The sequence below is a fragment of the Bradyrhizobium sp. NP1 genome (assembly GCF_030378205.1).
Lineage (GTDB): Bacteria > Pseudomonadota > Alphaproteobacteria > Rhizobiales > Xanthobacteraceae > Bradyrhizobium.
Window position 1 is genome coordinate 5,060,383 of sequence record NZ_CP127385.1, and the last position, 17,912, is coordinate 5,078,294.

Here is a 17,912-nt window from a genome sequence, read left to right on the forward strand (position 1 = left end):
CCGAAAAGGTTGTTGGGGACAGACCGCCGACGGAAACGTGTCGCGCCCAGACGGTGCGAGCAATCGGTCCTCGGCTGCCCCTTGGTGTCAGCAATTGTCGTCCGAAATCCAGGCGTTCGCAGTTTTGTATCGAATGGCCCAGGTTTGGCCCGGAACGATTCGAACGTCCGCCCTAGCGAGGTAGACAATGCGCGTTCGCGCTCGAACTTCGGCTTGACGGCGCTGCCGCCCCTCGCACGCAGTGGCGATCGAACGAAGTCTCCAATGAAAGTCTCCTGAAACGGGAATATTTCAGGTTATGGCCGGAGACTTTCCGCGAATTCTCGCCAAGGTTGTCGATTTTCGGAGCCCGGAGACCCCACCCAACATGCGAAATATCCCGTATTTTGCGGGCATTTCGCGCGCGGTGCGCATTCAATCTTAGGTCGAATGACTGCTTGGCTGACCTCGCAGGGATCGAACTCCCATATTCCCGATCGAAAAAATCTCTTTGAAAAATCGAGAGAATTTCGCCTTGTTTCTCGAAACTTGGGGTCGGAGACTTTGCACCTGCTCGCTGCCAGGCACTCCGGCGGCCATGAGCGGAGCTTGATCCGTGCGGTTCTAGGTGCAGAGAAGCTGGCGCGAACTTGTCACTTTCCCTTCCCTGTCTGTGTCTCGAGACGCCGGCTGTAGCGGGACATCGCAAAACAGAAGGCGAAATAGATAACGGCGACGAAGATGTAGACCTCGACGCTGAACTGTTGCCAGCCGGGATCGATGATCGCCGTCTTCGGCGTAGTCAGGAGGTCGAAGATACCGATGATCAGGACGAGGCTTGTGTCTTTGAAGAAGGCGATGAATGTGTTCACCAGCGGCGGGATCACGTGACGGATGGCCTGTGGCAGGATGATCAGCCGGTCGCGATTGCGGCGCGTCGGTTGCTGCGTCCATGGAGCTTACTTAAAGGCTGCTGTCCGGCAGGTCCAGCACGGTGCTCACTCGGCGATGGTTTTGCGCTCACAACCGGCCGCTCGCTTAATTCGCCACCGCGGCGTCTGCTCTGAGCCGTTGGTGATTACTGCGCTGGCGCAGCGATGGTCGGGACCGTTTTCTCATTCAGCCCGCCCAGGCAGTTGCCCAGCTGAAATCATAATGCATGCTCAATGCTTTCATCGCGACGACTACACCCAGAACGCAGATGATCTGCAATAGCGTCCTCGTCGAGAAAACCTTGTTGAACAGCGTCATATGATCTTCCGCTTTTGCTCAGTCATATTGTCAGCGAGCCGGGTGGCATCGGACCTAGCGTCGGTGACCTAGACGAATCCCAAGCTTGAGCGCTTTCTGCCGCAGCGAACCCTCACTACGTTTTGTAAGCTTCGCAATTTTAACGACGGGTGTTTTCGCCCTTGAGTGCGCACGCAACTCCTTCACATCGGCTTTGGTGTATTCGCGACGCACGACCGTCCTCTTTGCTTTTTTAGGCACTCAATATTCCTTGATTGTGAGGGCGCCTTACTACCACAGACAGCTTGAGCAGCAAGTCATCAGCTTTAGCCGCGATGGATAGCGATTCGGAATCCGTGTACACCGGAAAGCAACTGCATGGCAGTTCGGGTCTATCACGATCTGTAACGAGGAACTAACCCCAATTACATACCCCTTCCGAACTTAGGAAATCACTAGGCGCTTGCTTCTAAATGAGATTCTTCCTTCAAGTATGTTGATGCACAAGTATCCCACTCGATACCCCACTTGCACGTTTGATCACGGCTGCTGCTCCCGGAACCGAAATGATCAAGCATGATCTAACGCGCTTGCACAAATCGGAGCGGTTGAGCTCCACACGTGCGGCTGATGCGACCATCTCGGCATGGAGGGGTACGGCGCCTCATCAGGCGGAGGCATGACAATGCTGGCCGGTCCAGCCCATCCAGGGGAAGTTTGGACTTGGTCCGGCCAGCGAGATCTAACATCCACATCTCAACGACCGCTTCGCGCCAAATCCAGACCTTCCGCCATCGGCGCTTTTCGACCCTGAGCGGACATCCTTACGAGCGACGGTTGCAGCGAAGATGATCTAATTGCATCAACCTACAGTTGCCATTGTCAAACACGGCGCCATTCTCAATTTCTGGTTGTCACGGTCTTTGGGAGTGTTTCGCGATCCATCAACAAAACATGATCACTATGTCCGGCTTCGATCTTGATGGCCGAAAACTACCGTGTGGATCTTTCAGCAATCCGAAGTCGCCCCAAACTTTCCCTACTTTCAGTGGAGGCACCAGGAGCGCTGTGATTGAATAAGCCGTTTGACAGACTTGGATTTCGGCCTGCAGTTACAAGTTGAATGTCGAGAACCAGATTCACTGAAGCTGACGTCAAACGCGCCGTAAGAGGTGTTCTCGGCGGTGGAGGTAAAGTGGCGCGCGTGGAGGTTTGGCCTGATGGACGCATTTGTGTGTTGATAAAGGAAGAGACATCTATTCCAATCGATCCCGAGAATGACCCGGAGGTGTCGAGGAGACTGCTGTGACAGGGGTTGGACGATCCGCCTTGCCGCTTCCTCGCTATACCCTCCGCAAGCGTCTTAAAGACGGAAGCTTCGGCTACTTTTTCAACATACCGACGTGGGCACGCAAGAAGGGATGCTCGATCGCAAACGAAGCGCTTGGCGTGGACTACAAGCGCGCGATTACACGCGCTGAACAGATACTTCTTCCTTGTTTTGACAGTTGGCGCACCGGCGGGGAGGACGCAAATCCGGTCGGCATTGGAGTCGTGGTCGGTACATTGGACTGGATGTTTCACCTGTACCGTCAAACCTGGTCTCAGAAAACCGCCAAGCGGCTTCAGCCTTTAAGCCCGGGCCAGTGCCGCGTTCATGAGACGGGCATCAAGATGATTTGCGAATACATTCTGCAAGATGGCCGACGATTGGGGACGAGGCGCGTTTCAAGCATCGACACGGCGTTCGTCGATCAGCTCTTTGAAAAACTTCTCTTCAAAGAAGTGGACGGTAGGAAGGTCGAACGCCGCACCACCGTCAATCACGCGATGAAGACCGCGCGCGCCGCCTGGAACACGATTTCCCGAGCCCATCCGGGTTTGTTTCCGCCCCGCAATCCCTTCGAAAAAATGGGCCTGCAAGCGAGCTCGCGTGAAACACCACATGCGACATTTGTGGAGCTCATGGCGTTCCGCGCCAAAGCGATCGAGATGGGATATCCCTCGCTGGCTACTGGGGCCCTGATCGGCTGGGAATTACTTCAACGCGAAGCCCATATCTTCATTCGTTTCACGGCCGACCACTATCGACCTCCGGGCCGGCCAAACCACGTCTACGTCATCAACTACAAGACGAGTACCGGCTCGTGGGAGCCGCTATTCAATACGAAAGGCAAGGCACTCTATCCACTTCTGATGACCGAACTCGACGCGGTCAAAGAACGTCGTCCTACCGGCGGGCCGATGTTGCGGCGTGACGGTAGCCACCTACCGTGGTTCGGCAAAGGTGAGATGCTGACCCAGGTTCAGCGAATTACGAAGAAGATCATCCTCGCTGCAGGCTTGCGGCCTGCGCTGACCTTCACCTCATTCGGGCGTCACGGCGGCACTACGGAGGCGAGCGCATCCGGACTGACGGAAACGCAGCTGATGCAGAAAGGTCAGTGGTCGTCGACTGCGGCCATGGCGCACTATCTACATGACAACGATGAGGCCAAGCAGGACGCGCAAATGAAGCGTCTCAAGCGTCGCGCGCGGCAAGCCAAGCAAGCGAAAGAAAAGTGAACATTTGTCAGAATGAGAATAAGCGACTTGTCAGAATGAAAAGTTCTTGACGCGCTAAGTCATTGAAACCATTGGAGCGGGTGAAGGGAATCGAACCCTCGTATTCAGCTTGGAAGGCTGCTGCTCTACCATTGAGCTACACCCGCGTCGCGGGCGATCAAGTAACACGCCGGGCGCAGCGTCTCAACCGCTCTGCGACACTTGTTCCAGGCCGCCAGCGGTCCTTAACAGCGGCCGCGCGAGCCCCTATATTGCCGTTTCCATCAACAAAGAAAGGAGGTGATCCAGTGTCTTATCTCAAGCGCTGTCACCTCGCTGGGATCGCCCGCTAAGCACCGTTTTCGGCTTGGCATCGGGGCGCTCTCAGCCCTGGACCAGCGAGATTGAAGAGTTGGAGCGCGGCGGGAGCCTTCCCGCCGCGCTTTCCGTTTCAGCCCAGCATGGTCGAAATCGTTCGGCGTCGCGGCAGCCGGCTACCTTGCGCCGGCGGACAAAAACCGGGTTGTCGGATTTGGCCATGCTGCTACGTCCTTTGGGCTGGACGACGGCAACAGAGGAAGCGATGCTGTACGCCATACTGGCCTATCACGTGGAATCCGAAGTGATGTCGTGGACGAAGGAGGAGGATACGGCCTTGATGACCGACCTGCTCGAGGTCCACCACCGGCTGATCCGGGAGGGCAAATTGGGGCCGTCCGCCCGCCTCGACCTGACCGGCAAGGCGCGCACGCTGCGCGGTCCTGGTGGCAGCACCGTGATCGACGGCCCGTTTGCCGAGACCAAGGAGCAGCTGCTCGGCCTTTATGTCGCGGATTGCCCGGATGACGAGGCGGCGCTGGCCGTGGCGCGCCGGCTCAAGAGCGTCAACCCGAACGCGGTCTACGAGATTCGCCCGATCCGGCTCTACATTCCGGGCGCGGTGATTCCCGAGACCGAAGCCGAAGTCTGAACCACCACGCCCGAATTGCGCGCGAAGGGTGCGCCAGGTTCCGAAAATATCGGATTCTGGGTGGCAAAGCCTGCCGATCGGCCCATTCCGTTGGTTGACTTTGCCCCACCGCTTGCCGATAAACGCGCCCGGCCGCCGGCCGCCCGTATTCGGGCCGTGGTGGCCTTCCCATCTCGACGGCTGGGCCATCGCCGCTTGGCGAAGTGGATGCCGTTGAAACGGGGGAGTGTCCCGAGTGGCAAAGGGAGCTGACTGTAAATCAGCCGCCTCATGGCTTCGCAGGTTCGAGTCCTGCCTCCCCCACCAGCCTTCGCTCGCTGCGTGAGCTACGGTTCGGCAGGCCGACAGGGCGAAAAGGCTGTCGCGCCGAAGCCGGACGCGAAAACCGACGAAGGCTGCCATGAGCCGTGACAACCGAAAACCGTCGTACCAAAGGGCTGGCGGCAAGCCGTTCGGCGCCGGCCGCGGCAAACGGCCGTCCGCCCCCTGGCAGCGGCGCGAATCCGATCCCGATGGTCCGGCCGTTCTCTACGGCTGGCATACCGTCAGCATGGCGCTGGCGAATCCCGCGCGCCGCTTCCGCAAGCTGCTGCTCACCGAGAACGCCGCCCGGCGGCTTGCGGAGGAAAACATCGACACCCGTGTGACCCCCGAGATCGTGCGTCCCGGCGATATCGACCGGCTGCTGTCGCCCGATGCCGTGCATCAGGGGCTCTTGGCGGAAGCTGATCCCCTGCCCTCGCCCGATATCGAGAGCCTGCCGCTCGAGGGCATCGTGCTGGTGCTCGACCAGATCACCGACCCCCACAATGTCGGCGCGATCCTGCGCTCGGCCGCGGCCTTTGCGGTGAAGGCGATCGTGACCACCGCACGCCACAGCCCGGAGGCAACCGGCGTGCTGGCAAAGGCGGCTTCCGGCGCGCTCGAAATCGTGCCGCTGGTGACGGTGCAGAATCTGGCGCGCGCGCTGACGGCGCTCAACGAACGCGGCTTTTTGACCGTCGGCCTCGACAGCGAAGGCAGCGCGGATCTCGCCGCGGTCGAATTGCGCGCGCCGCTCGCGCTCGTGCTCGGCGCCGAGGGCAAGGGGCTGCGGCAGTTGACGCGCGAGACCTGCGGCGTGGTGGCGCGGCTCGACATGCCCGGCGCGATCAAGAGCCTCAACGTCTCGAATGCGGCTGTGCTTGCGCTCTATGTCGGCGCGAGCCGGCTCGGGCTGATGAGATAAACAAAACGCCCGCTCGTGATACGAGCGGGCGTTCGCAGATGTCCGCCGCGCGGGTGATCAGTAGTAGCGGCGCAGCACCGGATAGCCGCGGTGATAGCTGTGATAGCGCGGACCATAGCCGTAGCGGTGCCAGCCGTAACGGTAGCTGTGATAGGGACGACGCCAGGCGTGGTAGTGGCGGCGCCAGCGGTAGGGGTAGACCGCCGGAGCTGCGGCGCCGGCACCGTAGTAGTAGGGCCGCGCGTAGGCCACCGAGTTTTCCTGGTAGGTCGGGTACGGCGCGAACGCGCCCGGGCCGGAATAGGTCGGGCCCTGGTTGACGTAGTAATACTGCGTGGTCGGGTAATAGCCGGTAGCCCCGTAATACTGCGTCTCCGGGTTGGCGAGGTGCTCGAAGCCCCAGCCGCAGGGGCTGTAATAGGCCGTGGCGCAGGGCGCGCACGCGGCGTAGCCGCACGCCATCGCCGGCGCGGCTCCCGCGGTCATCACGGCGATGGCCGCGACCAATCCTGAAATCGTCTGACGCATTACTCTCTCCTGTAGGCCTGTTCTCGTTGGCGTTGGATTAGTTGTGAGGTCTTCCGGGGGCGCCGCGGAAACGCGGCGGCTGGTCGTAGAAATTCTGCGGCGCATAGATCACCGGTGGCGGATTGACGGGCACGCCGGTGTCCGGCGGCAGCGGCGCCGACTGCGCCGACCAGGATTGGTGAAAGCTCTCGGCCTGCGGCGGCAGCTTGCGGTTCGCCGGCGGCTCGATCTCGAGACGGCCGTAACCCGGAAGGCGTCCGGAACTCGGGAAATAGTGGCCGACATTCGGGATGTCGTCGACATAACGGCCGCCATAGATCGTGAGCGGCGGCGCATAGCTCTTGCCGAGACCGTAGGTGCCCTCGACCACGGCGTAGGAGACGTCGATACCATTAATGATGATCGGCACGCCGGGACGGCCGGGAATGACGATATCGAAGCCTTCGCTCGCGAAGGCCTGCGAAGCCATTCCGATCAGGATGAAAATTGCGGCGCGCAGCTTCATGAAACCAGTACCGATTGCTGGCCGCAAACCTATCGGAAGCGGCGACGGCAAGGGTTAAGGCGATGGGCCAAACTGCCGGTAAGCCTAATGCGTAAGGATCGGTCGCCGCTCAAATACCGGATATCGCGCTATCGGATTGTTAACGCCGCGGCCTTCGCCTGCCGCGTGCCTCAGGCCATCGTTGTTTCGACGATCGTCATGAGGCCGATCGCGATGGTGACGAGCCCGACTGCGCCCTGCAGCGTGCGGTTGGCGAAGGTCAGCCAGCGCGCCGACAGCGCGATCGGCACCGCGATTGCGCTGGACAGCACGCCCATCCCGATCATCGAGCCGACGCCGAACAGCGCGACATAGGACAGCCCGATCAGCGGGCTTTGGACCTGCGAGACCGCGAGCACCAGAAGCGCGGCCGAGCCCGCCATGCCATGCATCAGGCCGACCAGCAGCGTGCGCCAGCGGAAGCCATGGCCATGTTCGTGCAGCTCGCGCGCATGCGCCCCGCGCTGGCCGGCGTGGCTGTGGGCGTGGACATGCACGGTGCCGTCGGCGTGGCGGTGACTGTGAAAATGCACGCGGTCGCGCCACAGCCGCCACAGCACGTGCGCGCCAAGGCCGACCAGCATGACGCCGACCGCGGTCTCCAGCGGCCGCGACCAGGCTTCCGGGATCGCTTGTCCGAGCAGGATCGCCGCACCCGCAAAGGCGAACAGGGTGAGCGTGTGGCCGAGCCCCCAGGTCAGGCCGTGCTTGACGATGTCGGCCACGTCGGTGCGCCGCGCCGCGATGCTGGAGACCGCGGCGATATGATCGGCTTCCAGCGCGTGCTGCATGCCCAGCAGAAATCCCAATCCAAGAATGGCGAACATGCGGCCCCTGCTCCCGATCGGCGGAACTTCACACCGCCGATGGCCTTGCGCAAGTTCTTTGGAACTCACGGCCGTGTGACGGGAGCAGGCCGCAGCACGCGGAACGTTGCGTAAAGGCGGCGCTTAGCCCGGCACCGCCAACAACGGAGAGACCTATGACAAGAACAACACTGCTCGGCGCCGCCGTGATTCTCGCCTCGGCGTACGCTGCTCCTGCGCTTGCGCAGCAGGTGGTCACCAATCCCGGCTATTGCGCGCAGTTCTATCCGAACGCCAACTGCCAGAACCGCGGCCCCGGCAGCCCCTATACCGGCGACTATCAGCGGCAGGTCGCCTATCGCGACCACGCCCGGATTCGCGATCGCGATGACTGGAACAATGGCTGGCACGACAGCTGGAACGACAACCGGTATCGTTCGGGCTTCTGGCCGGGCGACGTCGCCGCTGGCGTTGTTGGCGGCGCGGTCGCGACCGCAGGCGCGGTTGCAACGGCACCGTTCCGCGCGGCAGATGCCTATGCCTGGGATCGCCGCAGCTATGGCGAGCGCAACGGCTTCGCCTGCACCCCCGGCACCTGGTTCCGTGGCGAGGATGGCCGCCGCCATCTCTGCCAGTAGGCGCGCTTCCACCTGAATGCGAAAGGCGGCCCCGTTCGGGCCGCCTTTTTCGATGACTTCGCCACACCTGCCGGGATGATGCCGGTCGAGATTTGAACCGACCAACGGTTCACAAACCGATGATTGGCCGGTTCGGCCCGGATCAATCTCTAAAATCTATTGAAACCATGAAAACATTCGGTTGGATTAATATATCGACCGCACCGATGTCGGAGTGAGGCAGAGGAGCCACTCCCATGACCATCACGACGGACGATTTGAGCACGCCGCGGGCTGTCGCGGTCGGCCCAACCAGGGCCACGCAGGCCCCGGGATTTTCTTCCCCAGCGCTTGCTGTTCTTCCGGGCCTTGCCGTTGCCACGGCGATCGCAGTCGGGGCCTACCTCGCCCGTCGCATTCCGGGCATGGCCACTTTCAGCCCGATGATCCTGGCCATCCTGATCGGAATGGCCTTTCATAACATCGTCGGCACCCCGTCCATCGCGCGTCCCGGGATCGCCTTCGGCATGAGGCGGCTGCTGCGGATCGCGATCGTGCTGCTCGGCTTTCAACTGACCGCGGCCCAGATCGCCGCCGTCGGCGGACGAGCGCTGCTCATTGTGGCCGCGACCCTTGTCGCCACCTTCGTATTCACCGTCTACGCAGGCCGCGCGCTCGGTGTCGACCGCAAGCTCACCGAACTGATCGCGGCGGGCACGTCGATCTGTGGCGCCTCCGCGATCGTTGCGACCAATACCGTGACGGATGGGTCGGACGAGGATGTCACCTACGCCATCGCCTGCGTCACCGTCTTCGGATCGATCGCGATGTTCGGCTATCCCGTCCTGCAGCACCTCCTGCATCTTGATCCGCGGGCCTACGGGCTGTGGAGCGGCGCCTCGATCCATGAGATCGCGCAGGTCGTCGCCGCAGCGTTCCAGAACGGCCAGCGCGCGGGCGAGCTCGGAACGATGACCAAGCTCGCGCGCGTCATGCTGCTCGCGCCAACGGTCCTCGCGCTGAGCATCAAGGCTCGCCTTTCGCCGGGAAGCACGCGGGTCAGGGCGGTGAGCCCGCCCGTCCCGTGGTTCGTGCTCGGCTTCATCGCCGTCGTGGCCGCCAACAGCGCCATCAGCATCCCGGCCGATGCGCGGGACGTGATCGCCACAGTCACGACGTTCCTGCTCTCCGTCGCCCTCGCGGCCATGGGACTGGAGACCGACATCGTGAAGCTCTACGCGAGGGGATTCCGCCCCGCTATACTGGGCGCGGCGGCCTTTCTGTTCATCGCGGCCTTCAGCCTGACGCTGATCAAACTCATGGGATGACCCGATCATGACGCTCGAGCAGCTCCGGATCTTCGTGGCGGTCGCCGAGAAGCAGCACGTCACCCAGGCCGCAAGGGAGCTGAACCTGACGCAATCGGCCTCGAGCGCAGCGATCGCCGCACTGGAGGAGCGCTACGGCGTCAAATTGTTCGACCGTGTCGGCCGCGGCATCATTCTCACCCATGGCGGCCGGCTGTTCCTGACCGAAGCCCGCGCGGTGCTGGCGCGTGCCCGCGGCGCGGAGCAGGTGCTGCGCGATCTCGCCGGGCTGAAGCTCGGCAGGCTGGTCGTCGCAGCCAGCCAGACCGTTGCCAACTACTGGCTGCCGCCGAGGCTGCAGGCGTTTCAGGCCGCCTATCCGGTCATCGACGTCAGCGTCAGGATAGCCAATACCGAGCGGGTCGCAGCCGACGTGCGTGAAAGCGTGGCCGACGTCGGCTTCATCGAGGGTGATATCGACGATGCCGCCCTCTCCGCCCGCCGCATCGACGGCGACGCTCTGGTGGTCGTGGTCGGGCAGCGGCACCCGTTCGCGAAGCAGCGAAAGCTTCCTGCCGACTGGCTGACGCAAACGCCCTGGATCCTCCGCGAGCCGGGCTCCGGAACACGCGCGATGTTCGAGCAGGCCTTGAAGAAGCGCGGGCTGCGCCTGTCGGACCTGAAAGTGCAGCTCGAGCTCGCCTCGAATGAAGCTATTCGAACCGCTGTCGAGGCGGGATCGTGTGCAACGGCGATTTCCGATCTCGTGGTCGAAAGGTCGGTCGCGGCGAAGACGCTGTTTCGTCTCGAAGGCGAGCTTGCCAAGCGATCCTTTTATGCCCTGCGCCACAAGGAGCGCCACGCCAGCAAGGCCGAAACCGCGCTGCTCGCCAGCATCGCCGCGCCGAAGTGAACGACAGCGTCACGCCGTTCCCGCCTTGATCCCTGCCTTGTTGAAGCGGTCGCTTGCGCCGAGCCTGGCCGGCCGTCCGCGTCGCGCCAAATCATAACCAAAATCGATCTGAATCAAAAAAGCAATCTGTTGGACGGATGTATGCCGCGACACCTAGGTTCAGCATGCATTCGAAAGGAATGCTTGGCAGGCCGGGCACGGCTCCCTGCCAAACCCGTCAAACAAGGAGAACTGTCATGATCATCAATCAATCACGCCGCACAATTCTCTTCTGCGCAGGCTTGCTTGTCGCCGCCGCCACGACGCTAAACGCGCCGGTTGCGCTGGCCGCGCACCCCCTGCAGGCGCCGATCGCCAGGGAACCCGTCCGGCAGACCGCGCACCTTCACCGGCTCCATAACCCGTCAGGGCCTCTTGTCCCCTCAGCGCAACGGCAGGATCATGCTGATGATCCATTCGCATCCCTGCTGCTTGAATGACGAATATGACCGACCTCGCCCCCACCCGATCGACAGGAGCGTCACCATGCGTCATCACCAAGGCCTTTCAAATTCATCAGCGCAGTTGACTGCCGCGACCTTCGTTCAGACACACGTCCTGTCTCGCCGCTCTGCGCTTCGGCAACTCGGCCTCGCAGGCCTGTCGCTGTTTTCGGCGCCGGCCTGGGCTGATGAGCTGATAAAATTGCCGCTTCCGAGCGGTCCCCGTGAACGGCCGATGACGCATGACTTCCCGCAGAAGGGCAGCATGATCCTGCAGCGAGCCCGGCCGCCCCTGCTCGAAACGCCCATGGAAGTGTTCGATCGCGGGGTGTTCACGCCGAACGACCAGTTCTACGTGCGCTGGCACTGGGCAGTGATCCCGGCCTCCGTCGATGTGAACACGTTCAAGCTCGCCGTGCGTGGCCACGTCAATCAGGCCCTGTCGCTTTCGCTCGACGACCTTCTCAAGATGCCTCGCGTGGAGCTTGCCGCCGTCAATCAATGTTCCGGCAATTCGCGCGGCTTCTTCGAGCCCCGCGTGCCGGGCGCACAATGGGCGCATGGCGCGATGGGCAATGCCAGATGGACCGGGGTCCGCCTGAAGGACGTGCTGGATCGCGCCGGCGTCAAGGCGGGCGCGGTTCAGGTTCGCTTCGACGGCCTGGACGAGCCGGTCGTCTCCGACGCGCCCGACTTCAAGAAATCGCTCGCCATCGACCACGCGCGCGACGGCGAAGTGATGATCGCCTTCGCCATGAACGGCGAGAAGCTGCCGCTGCTCAACGGCTTCCCGCTGCGGCTGATCGTGCCGGGCTGGTATTCGACCTATTGGGTCAAGATGCTGAGCGACATCGAGGTGCTCGACAAGCCGGACGACAACTATTGGATGGCGGTCGCCTATACGATACCGGACACGCCGCACGCCAATATCAGCCCGGGCCAGACCGGCGTGAAGATGGTCCCGATCAACCGGATGGTGCCGCGTTCCTTCTTCACCAATGTGGTCACGGGGGCCTCGTTCGCGGCGGGCACCGCCGCGCCCGTCCGCGGCATTGCCTTCGGCGGCGACACGGGCATCGCCAAGGTCGAGCTCTCCGCGGATGGCGGCAAAAGCTGGCAGCCGACGAAGTTGGCCGATGACTACGGCAAATACAGCTTCCGCCAGTGGGAAATGAATGTCCCCCTTGCCGGGAAGGGCAGCCACGCGTTGATGGTCCGCTGCACCAATCTCAACGGCGAGGTCCAGCCGGACGCGCCAAACTGGAATACCAGCGGTTTCATGCGCAACCTCGTCGAAACAGTCGAAATCAACGCGGTCTAGGAGCGTCCCATGCGCAACCAAATCATCGCGATCGGCTGCCTGACCGTTGGACTGTTCGCTGCCACGCCGGCGCAGGTCCAGCAATTGCCGGCGATCACATCCACGAGCGTGGACCTTCCGCCCGGCGACAGCCTGTTCCCCGGCGGGGCCAGCGCGGAAGCCATCAACAACAACTGCCTGGCCTGTCATTCGGACGACATGGTGCTCAACCAGCCGCCGCTGCCGAAGGCGACCTGGGAAGCCGAGGTGCACAAGATGATCACGGCCTACAAGGCGCCGGTCGACGAGGGCGATGTGGCGGCTATCGTCGACTATCTGGTCAAGACCAAGGGTGAGAACTAGCGGTCCGATTCTAACATTCGCATCCCGTCGTTCCACTGGCGGCATCGTGCGGACTTCTCGCCCGGCGAGGTCGCGGGCCGCCGATGCCCGTTGGCCAGAACCGCCGCAGCCCGCGCGCAACGGCTTCGCCCGCACTGTGCATCCGGTTCCACGGGGGCGGCCGCGGTCTTGCCAGCAGGCGCACTCCCCCTGAATGGGAAAAGGCGGCCTGTTCGGGCCACCTTTTCCGTGTCCACGCCCGCTCGGGCAGGTTCTGGCCCTTTGCCCGGGAGTCTGGTATTCGCTCGGCCAAGCGACCCGCGAAGGCCTGGCCACGCCTCGCAAGCTGCCGGTTTAGCTCAGTGGTAGAGCAGCGGTTTTGTAAACCGTTGGTCGGGAGTTCAAATCTCTCAACCGGCACCAGCGCGATCAATCTCGTGATTCGATTGGCAGCCCCGAATTCAATACCACTCCCCCCGCAACGGAAATCGGGTCGTCGCAATGCCGGCCGGACCGTCACCAGAGACAAGCTGACCGGGGTGCTGCATGGATGACAAGACGCATGGTGCCGAAACCGCCTGGCCGATCCTCAGCGGCAAGGACCCCGGGGCGGCCTCCGTGTTCCGGCCGGAAGGATTGTTGCGCGAAGCGCGCCGGCAAAGGCAGCTCCCGCTCGTCGCTGTCCCCGAAATCTGCGTACTCGATCCCGACGGCGACGTGGTGCGCCACCTCAAACGGACCGGCAGTGGTCGCCTCCATGAAGGATGGGCCTGCTATCACACCGAGCTTCTCGCCTTCGACCTCGCCGGCGTGGGTGAGGTCGGCATCGTCGGCTGCGCCGTCGGCGCGCCGTTCGCGGTGCTTGTGGCCGAGCAGCTTTTCGCGTCGGGCTGCCGGCTGCTCGTCAGCGTCACCTCCGCCGGCCAGATCACCCCGATCGGGCCCACGCCCTATTTCGTCCTGATCGACCGCGCGCTGCGCGATGAGGGAACAAGCTACCATTATCTTGCGCCGGCGACGTTCGCCGAGGCGCCAGATCGAGACCTGCTCGCGCGCGTGGAAGCCATCGTCCATGCGGAGCCGGGGGTCATGCTGCATCGCGGTGCAACCTGGACGACAGACGCGCCCTACCGCGAAACCGAGGCAGCGATTGCGCGCGCCCGGGATCTCGGCGCGCTCGCGGTCGAGATGGAAGCATCCGCCCTGTACGCGTTCAGCTTGAGCACGGGCCACGCCGTCGTCTGCTTTGCGCATGTCACGAACGCAATGGCGCAGACAGAGGGCGACTTTGAAAAAGGCGAAGCCGACGGGGCGAAGGCGACGCTTTCGGTCATCGCCGCCACGGCGCGCGCCTGGTCGGTCGCCCCGGCAGCCCGACCCGAACCGATCGGGCGGTGACCGGCCGGCGGGACCGCCTCCCCGCCTTGTTTGCCGATCACGACCGGAAAACCCCTCGCAGCCTATTTACATCTGCCGCCCGGTTGCGCTTACAATCGCACCGTCATCGGCAGGGGCAAATGATGATGGGGGCTTGGGTCCGGACGCTTGGCTGCGTCGCCGTTCTTATTTTTGGCCTGTTCAGCGGGCTGGTTCGGCCTGCGACCGCGCAGACCAACCAGCAATTGCAGGCCTGCAAGAGCGACACCGTCGACCCCGACGTCAAGATCCGCGGCTGCAGCGCCTTCATCGATAGCGGACGCGCGGTCGGCGGGCGGCCGCTGCCGCGAAAGGCGCTGTGGGCGGCCACCTCGCTGCGCGGCGTCGGCTACTTCAAGAAGAACGATCTCGACCACGCGCTCACCGACCTCAGCGCCGCGATCCGCATCGACCCGAGCCAGTCCGAAACCTACGGCTATCGCGGCCTCGTCTATGTGAACCTCAAGCAATACGAGCGCGCACGGGCCGATTTCAGCGAAGCGCTGCGGCTCAGTCCGAACTACGCCTTCGCGCGAAACTGGCTGCAATCGCTCGACCTCAGCAAGCAGATGGACACGCGCTGGGCGCGCTACCTGCAGGAAATACAGGACGAGCGCGATTACGCGAACTGGTCGGCGCCCCCGCTGGAGCTCTACCGAAATGCGAAATGATCGACGCAACGGCTCAGGCCATTTCGCGGCCGCCCGCCGCAGCCGCGGAGTGCTCCCATGGATCGTGCTGGCATGGCTCCTCGGCGGCGCGCTCGCAGCCTTCGCCCAGGACGCACCGCTGAAAGTGAGCGTCAACGGCAGGATCCTTCTCGTCAATGGCGAGGCGATCACGCCGCAGGATGCAACCGGCCCGATCGATACGCTGACCAGCCGCAAGGCGAGTCTGGCGGCGCACGTGCTCGACGAACAGATCCTGCATTCGGATTTCGCCGCAGGGCTGTTCAGCCCCGCGGTGCGGGCGGCCGTGCTGTCCGACCTCGCCTCGGGCAGGCTGGTCGAACCCTGGCAGCGCGCGCTCGGCATGGACGGCAATGCCACCGACGCCGCGCTCGCGAGCGCCACGGAAAATTTCAAGACCTGGGCGACGAAGCTCGCTGCCGAGCCCCGCGAAATGACGCTGGCGATCGCGCGGAAGGCCTATCTCGAGGGCATTCCGGCCTACCAGGAGAACGCCGCGATCTATCGCAGCGTGATGGTGAAGCACGAGCCGCTCAGCTTTGACAGCGCGCAGCGGTTTCTGCAGAACCAGATGGCGACGCGCCGCCTCGCCGTCGCCGTCGAGCTCGAAAAATATGTCAGCGCCAATACTGCGCCGGCCGCGGGCGCTGCCGATCCGGACGAGCTGCGCACGCTGCGCCAGCGGCTTCAGAGCGAGGTGCTGGACCGCGTCAGCGGCGCGGCGACGTCGGCCGCCGGGCTCGAGCGCAGCTACACAACGATGGCCAGGATCGCCGAAGGCCAGTCCGCGCCGCTGCGCAGCTATCTCGGCACCGTGAAGCCGGCGGAGATCCGCTTCACCTTCACCGGCGGCAAGGGTGGCGCGGCAGCGCCGGCGCCGAGCCCAAGCCCAAGCCCCGGCATGATCGTCACCCGGTTCGCCGGCCAGAATGCCGTCACCATCAGCGTGCCGGTGACGCCGCCCAAAAATCCACCGTTCAACATCACCGGCGGCATCCTGCCGCCCCCTGCGGGTTACACCGCCGGCTCTCCCGCCGGCGGGGGCAATCGGACAGCCGCGAGCCCCTCCGGTCCCGGCACCGGCGCGGGTGCCAATGCGGGCGGAAGCGCCGCCGCGGGCAATAACGGCAGCGCCGCAGGTGGCGCCACGAGCAGCGGCGGCACGAGCGGCGGCGATCAGGCAACGACCCCGGCTCCCGCCGACAGCCAGCTCGCCAATAATTCGGACCGGGGCTCAGCCGTCCCCGGCGACTTCGACAATCTGAGAACCTATTCGTCGAAGCCGTATCACAGCGCGGACGGCAAGGTCTTCAATCCGATGAACGGCATGTGGGAGAACCCGGCCGATCCCGCCGACTATCGCATTCCCACCGTCATCACCTGCTGCGACAGCACCGGTCTCGCCTTTCCCGATGATGCGCTGGAAGCCCAGCAAGACTACTGGTGGGGCGACGGCAGCGGCGTTGGCACCGATCCGAACTGCGGCAGGCTTTATTCGTGCGGGCCGGTGGTCGATCCGGGGCCGGTCACGACGAGCCCGCCGTCGGACCGCGACAACGAGATCCTGAAGGCGATCGCCTATCTCGATCAGTTTCCGCCGGACCAGAAGGGACCGGCGTTCGCCAATTTCCTGAACAGCCTCGATCCGCTGATTCGCAACCGGGCGATCGAGCTGCTCCGGCAATACAATACGGGCCATGCCGGCGCCGCGGCCGCGGCTCGTCCTCGCCTCACCGCCCAGGCGGTGCGCAACGCCCCCTCGACGTCCTATGCCTATTCCGGCCGAAGCGGCGGCAACAATTCGACCATCACGGGCGTCGGGAACAGTGGTGGCGGCGGGCTGCGTTCGAGCTACCAGCCGATCACGCAGAACGCGGCGCAGAGCATCGTCGGCCAATACAAGTCGATTCCCGGCGGCGTCACGCTCGAAGGTTCAAGCCCCGACCTCGGCTTTGTCAAAACCATCTCCTATTTGCCGAAGGCAAATGCCTTCCTGCTCAACAACGACATCGTCTATCTCAACCCGGTGTCGGCGGCGGATTTCGCCGAGATCCAGCGCGCGATCGCATCCGACGACAAGATGGGCGTTTCGCTGAGCTGGCAGGCGGCGATCGTCTACGGCAAGCTGGCGCCGCAGGGCGATGTCGCGGGAAATCTGGAGCTTGCCGACCGCTTTCTCGGCGACATAGCGTTCGGACAACAGCGAGTGACCAAAGGCTATGTCTTTGCGCCCGGCTACGAGCCCAAACCGGCGACGGTGGGCGGCAACATCGCGGTCTATTTCAACATCCACGACATCCGCTTCCGCGAAGCCGCCGACGGACACATCGCGCGCTCGGGCGTCAATGTCGACACGACGCTGGTGCCGCTGATCGCGGCGGCCGGCAGCGACGGCGGCCACCTTCCCGATCTCGACCGGGTCAAGAACGGCAACATCCCCCCGGAATACGTCGCCAACCTGCAGCACCTGCAAAACAACATCGACTACTACGGGCGCGAGCGGATCGTCCGCAAGGCGCTCGCCTATGGCGAAGCCGCCGCTTTCGCGCGGACGCTGAAGGCGAGCGGCGTGACATTCGATCTGGCCTCGCTCGGCGAGGGCGTCGCGGCCGAAAAGCGCAACGAAGGCGCGCCGGCCGCCTCCTCCGGCGGCGAAAGCTGCGCGCTCGCCGCCCTGCACTGGACCAGCACCGAATCGATCGGCACCCGCGAAGCCTATCGCGACCACCTCGCCCGCTTCCCGAACTGCGCCTTTGCGACCCTTGCGACCGCCCGGATCGCGTCAATTGACGCCAAGGCCGAGCCGGCGCCTGCGGTCATGCCGCACGCCAGGGAACCGGTTCACCGCGAGCCGCCCCCGAAGCGGGTCGTGGCGCGCCGCGCAACCCCGAGCGCGGCTCCGGCGGCGTCGAGCGGCACCCTCGATTGCAACGGGCCGATCGCGCTGGTCGGCTGCGTCAGCCACGCCCTCTCGAAACACTAGTGTCCCGGACCCGAAGTTCGCATCATTTTGCGGC

At 63.6% G+C, this 17,912-nt stretch carries 16 protein-coding genes, 3 tRNA genes and 1 pseudogene; 14 read left to right on the forward strand and 6 right to left on the reverse strand.

Translation table 11 applies throughout. From position 1 onward, the window contains the following. Positions 1-632 precede the first annotated feature (632 nt). Together QOU61_RS24495 and QOU61_RS24500 are read right to left on the reverse strand one after the other, a co-directional pair. Positions 633-905, reverse strand: a pseudogene (locus QOU61_RS24495) (ABC transporter permease subunit); the annotation flags it as partial. Between the two features lie 193 nt (positions 906-1,098). Further along, a complete protein-coding gene (locus QOU61_RS24500) occupies positions 1,099-1,230 on the reverse strand; it encodes a hypothetical protein (protein ID WP_289653768.1) in 132 nt (43 codons plus the stop codon). Between the two features lie 1,284 nt (positions 1,231-2,514). On the opposite strand from QOU61_RS24500, the gene QOU61_RS24505 reads away from it, so the two are divergent. Further along, complete coding sequence (locus QOU61_RS24505; protein ID WP_289653769.1) at positions 2,515-3,774, forward strand: site-specific integrase; 1,260 nt, start codon at positions 2,515-2,517, stop codon at positions 3,772-3,774. Between the two features lie 72 nt (positions 3,775-3,846). On the opposite strand, the gene QOU61_RS24510 is transcribed toward QOU61_RS24505, so the two are convergent. Then, a tRNA-Gly gene (locus QOU61_RS24510) sits at positions 3,847-3,920 on the reverse strand. Positions 3,921-4,336: 416 nt separating this feature from the next. Between QOU61_RS24510 and QOU61_RS24515 the strand changes: the two genes are divergently transcribed. From QOU61_RS24515 to rlmB, 3 genes are all read left to right on the forward strand, one after another. Continuing rightward, positions 4,337-4,723 carry a YciI family protein gene (locus QOU61_RS24515; RefSeq protein WP_289661725.1) on the forward strand — a complete coding sequence of 129 codons (387 nt, stop codon included), beginning with the start codon at positions 4,337-4,339 and terminating at the stop codon, positions 4,721-4,723. A gap of 220 nt (positions 4,724-4,943) precedes the next feature. Then, a tRNA-Tyr gene (locus tag QOU61_RS24520) sits at positions 4,944-5,029 on the forward strand. Between the two features lie 94 nt (positions 5,030-5,123). Next, a complete protein-coding gene (rlmB, locus tag QOU61_RS24525) occupies positions 5,124-5,951 on the forward strand; it encodes a 23S rRNA (guanosine(2251)-2'-O)-methyltransferase RlmB (protein WP_289653770.1) in 828 nt (275 codons plus the stop codon). Between the two features lie 57 nt (positions 5,952-6,008). Here rlmB and QOU61_RS24530 read toward each other — a convergent pair whose 3' ends face one another. From QOU61_RS24530 to QOU61_RS24540, 3 genes are all read right to left on the reverse strand, one after another. Continuing rightward, positions 6,009-6,479 carry a hypothetical protein gene (locus QOU61_RS24530; RefSeq protein WP_289653771.1) on the reverse strand — a complete coding sequence of 157 codons (471 nt, stop codon included), beginning with the start codon at positions 6,477-6,479 and terminating at the stop codon, positions 6,009-6,011. Between the two features lie 37 nt (positions 6,480-6,516). Beyond that, complete coding sequence (locus tag QOU61_RS24535) at positions 6,517-6,984, reverse strand: hypothetical protein (RefSeq protein ID WP_289653772.1); 468 nt, start codon at positions 6,982-6,984, stop codon at positions 6,517-6,519. Between the two features lie 170 nt (positions 6,985-7,154). After that, positions 7,155-7,850: a HoxN/HupN/NixA family nickel/cobalt transporter gene (locus QOU61_RS24540; RefSeq protein WP_289653773.1), complete on the reverse strand. Its 696-nt coding sequence runs from the start codon at positions 7,848-7,850 to the stop codon at positions 7,155-7,157. Between the two features lie 155 nt (positions 7,851-8,005). Between QOU61_RS24540 and QOU61_RS24545 the strand changes: the two genes are divergently transcribed. From QOU61_RS24545 to QOU61_RS24590, 10 genes are all read left to right on the forward strand, one after another. Then, positions 8,006-8,467: a hypothetical protein gene (locus QOU61_RS24545; protein WP_289653774.1), complete on the forward strand. Its 462-nt coding sequence runs from the start codon at positions 8,006-8,008 to the stop codon at positions 8,465-8,467. Positions 8,468-8,703: 236 nt separating this feature from the next. Beyond that, entirely contained in the window at positions 8,704-9,774 is a 1,071-nt protein-coding gene (locus QOU61_RS24550; protein ID WP_289653775.1) for a YeiH family protein, read from the forward strand. Between the two features lie 7 nt (positions 9,775-9,781). Then, complete coding sequence (locus tag QOU61_RS24555; RefSeq protein WP_289653776.1) at positions 9,782-10,666, forward strand: LysR family transcriptional regulator; 885 nt, start codon at positions 9,782-9,784, stop codon at positions 10,664-10,666. A gap of 236 nt (positions 10,667-10,902) precedes the next feature. Then, the gene (locus QOU61_RS24560; RefSeq protein ID WP_289653777.1) at positions 10,903-11,145 is read left to right on the forward strand and encodes a hypothetical protein; all 243 of its coding nucleotides are present in this window, start codon (positions 10,903-10,905) and stop codon (positions 11,143-11,145) included. 238 nt (positions 11,146-11,383) lie between these two features. Beyond that, positions 11,384-12,469 carry a molybdopterin-dependent oxidoreductase gene (locus QOU61_RS24565; protein ID WP_289653778.1) on the forward strand — a complete coding sequence of 362 codons (1,086 nt, stop codon included), beginning with the start codon at positions 11,384-11,386 and terminating at the stop codon, positions 12,467-12,469. A 9-nt stretch (positions 12,470-12,478) separates the two neighbouring features. Further along, positions 12,479-12,811: a c-type cytochrome gene (locus QOU61_RS24570; RefSeq protein WP_289653779.1), complete on the forward strand. Its 333-nt coding sequence runs from the start codon at positions 12,479-12,481 to the stop codon at positions 12,809-12,811. Positions 12,812-13,138: 327 nt separating this feature from the next. Then, positions 13,139-13,213 (forward strand) — tRNA-Thr (locus QOU61_RS24575). A 123-nt stretch (positions 13,214-13,336) separates the two neighbouring features. Further along, complete coding sequence (locus QOU61_RS24580) at positions 13,337-14,188, forward strand: nucleoside phosphorylase (protein WP_289653780.1); 852 nt, start codon at positions 13,337-13,339, stop codon at positions 14,186-14,188. Between the two features lie 119 nt (positions 14,189-14,307). Further along, on the forward strand, positions 14,308-14,877 hold the full coding sequence (locus QOU61_RS24585) for a tetratricopeptide repeat protein (protein WP_289653781.1): 570 nt from the start codon (positions 14,308-14,310) through the stop codon (positions 14,875-14,877). Between the two features lie 64 nt (positions 14,878-14,941). Then, positions 14,942-17,878, forward strand: a complete 2,937-nt coding sequence (locus tag QOU61_RS24590; RefSeq protein WP_289653782.1) for a hypothetical protein — start codon at positions 14,942-14,944, stop codon at positions 17,876-17,878. Positions 17,879-17,912 lie beyond the last annotated feature (34 nt).

Bases quoted from the DNA above. Each gene is read 5' to 3' on its own strand.
- QOU61_RS24565 (WP_289653778.1), top strand. From the start codon at position 11,384: ATGACGCATGACTTCCCGCAGAAGGGCAGCATGATCCTGCAGCGAGCC.
- QOU61_RS24570 (WP_289653779.1), top strand. From the start codon at position 12,479: ATGCGCAACCAAATCATCGCGATCGGCTGCCTGACCGTTGGACTGTTC.
- QOU61_RS24530 (WP_289653771.1), bottom strand. From the start codon at position 6,479: ATGCGTCAGACGATTTCAGGATTGGTCGCGGCCATCGCCGTGATGACC.
- QOU61_RS24585 (WP_289653781.1), top strand. From the start codon at position 14,308: ATGATGATGGGGGCTTGGGTCCGGACGCTTGGCTGCGTCGCCGTTCTT.
- QOU61_RS24515 (WP_289661725.1), top strand. From the start codon at position 4,337: ATGCTGTACGCCATACTGGCCTATCACGTGGAATCCGAAGTGATGTCG.
- QOU61_RS24580 (WP_289653780.1), top strand. From the start codon at position 13,337: ATGGATGACAAGACGCATGGTGCCGAAACCGCCTGGCCGATCCTCAGC.
- QOU61_RS24500 (WP_289653768.1), bottom strand. From the start codon at position 1,230: ATGACGCTGTTCAACAAGGTTTTCTCGACGAGGACGCTATTGCAGATC.
- QOU61_RS24540 (WP_289653773.1), bottom strand. From the start codon at position 7,850: ATGTTCGCCATTCTTGGATTGGGATTTCTGCTGGGCATGCAGCACGCG.
- QOU61_RS24535 (WP_289653772.1), bottom strand. From the start codon at position 6,984: ATGAAGCTGCGCGCCGCAATTTTCATCCTGATCGGAATGGCTTCGCAG.
- QOU61_RS24550 (WP_289653775.1), top strand. From the start codon at position 8,704: ATGACCATCACGACGGACGATTTGAGCACGCCGCGGGCTGTCGCGGTC.
- rlmB (WP_289653770.1), top strand. From the start codon at position 5,124: ATGAGCCGTGACAACCGAAAACCGTCGTACCAAAGGGCTGGCGGCAAG.
- QOU61_RS24545 (WP_289653774.1), top strand. From the start codon at position 8,006: ATGACAAGAACAACACTGCTCGGCGCCGCCGTGATTCTCGCCTCGGCG.
- QOU61_RS24555 (WP_289653776.1), top strand. From the start codon at position 9,782: ATGACGCTCGAGCAGCTCCGGATCTTCGTGGCGGTCGCCGAGAAGCAG.
- QOU61_RS24560 (WP_289653777.1), top strand. From the start codon at position 10,903: ATGATCATCAATCAATCACGCCGCACAATTCTCTTCTGCGCAGGCTTG.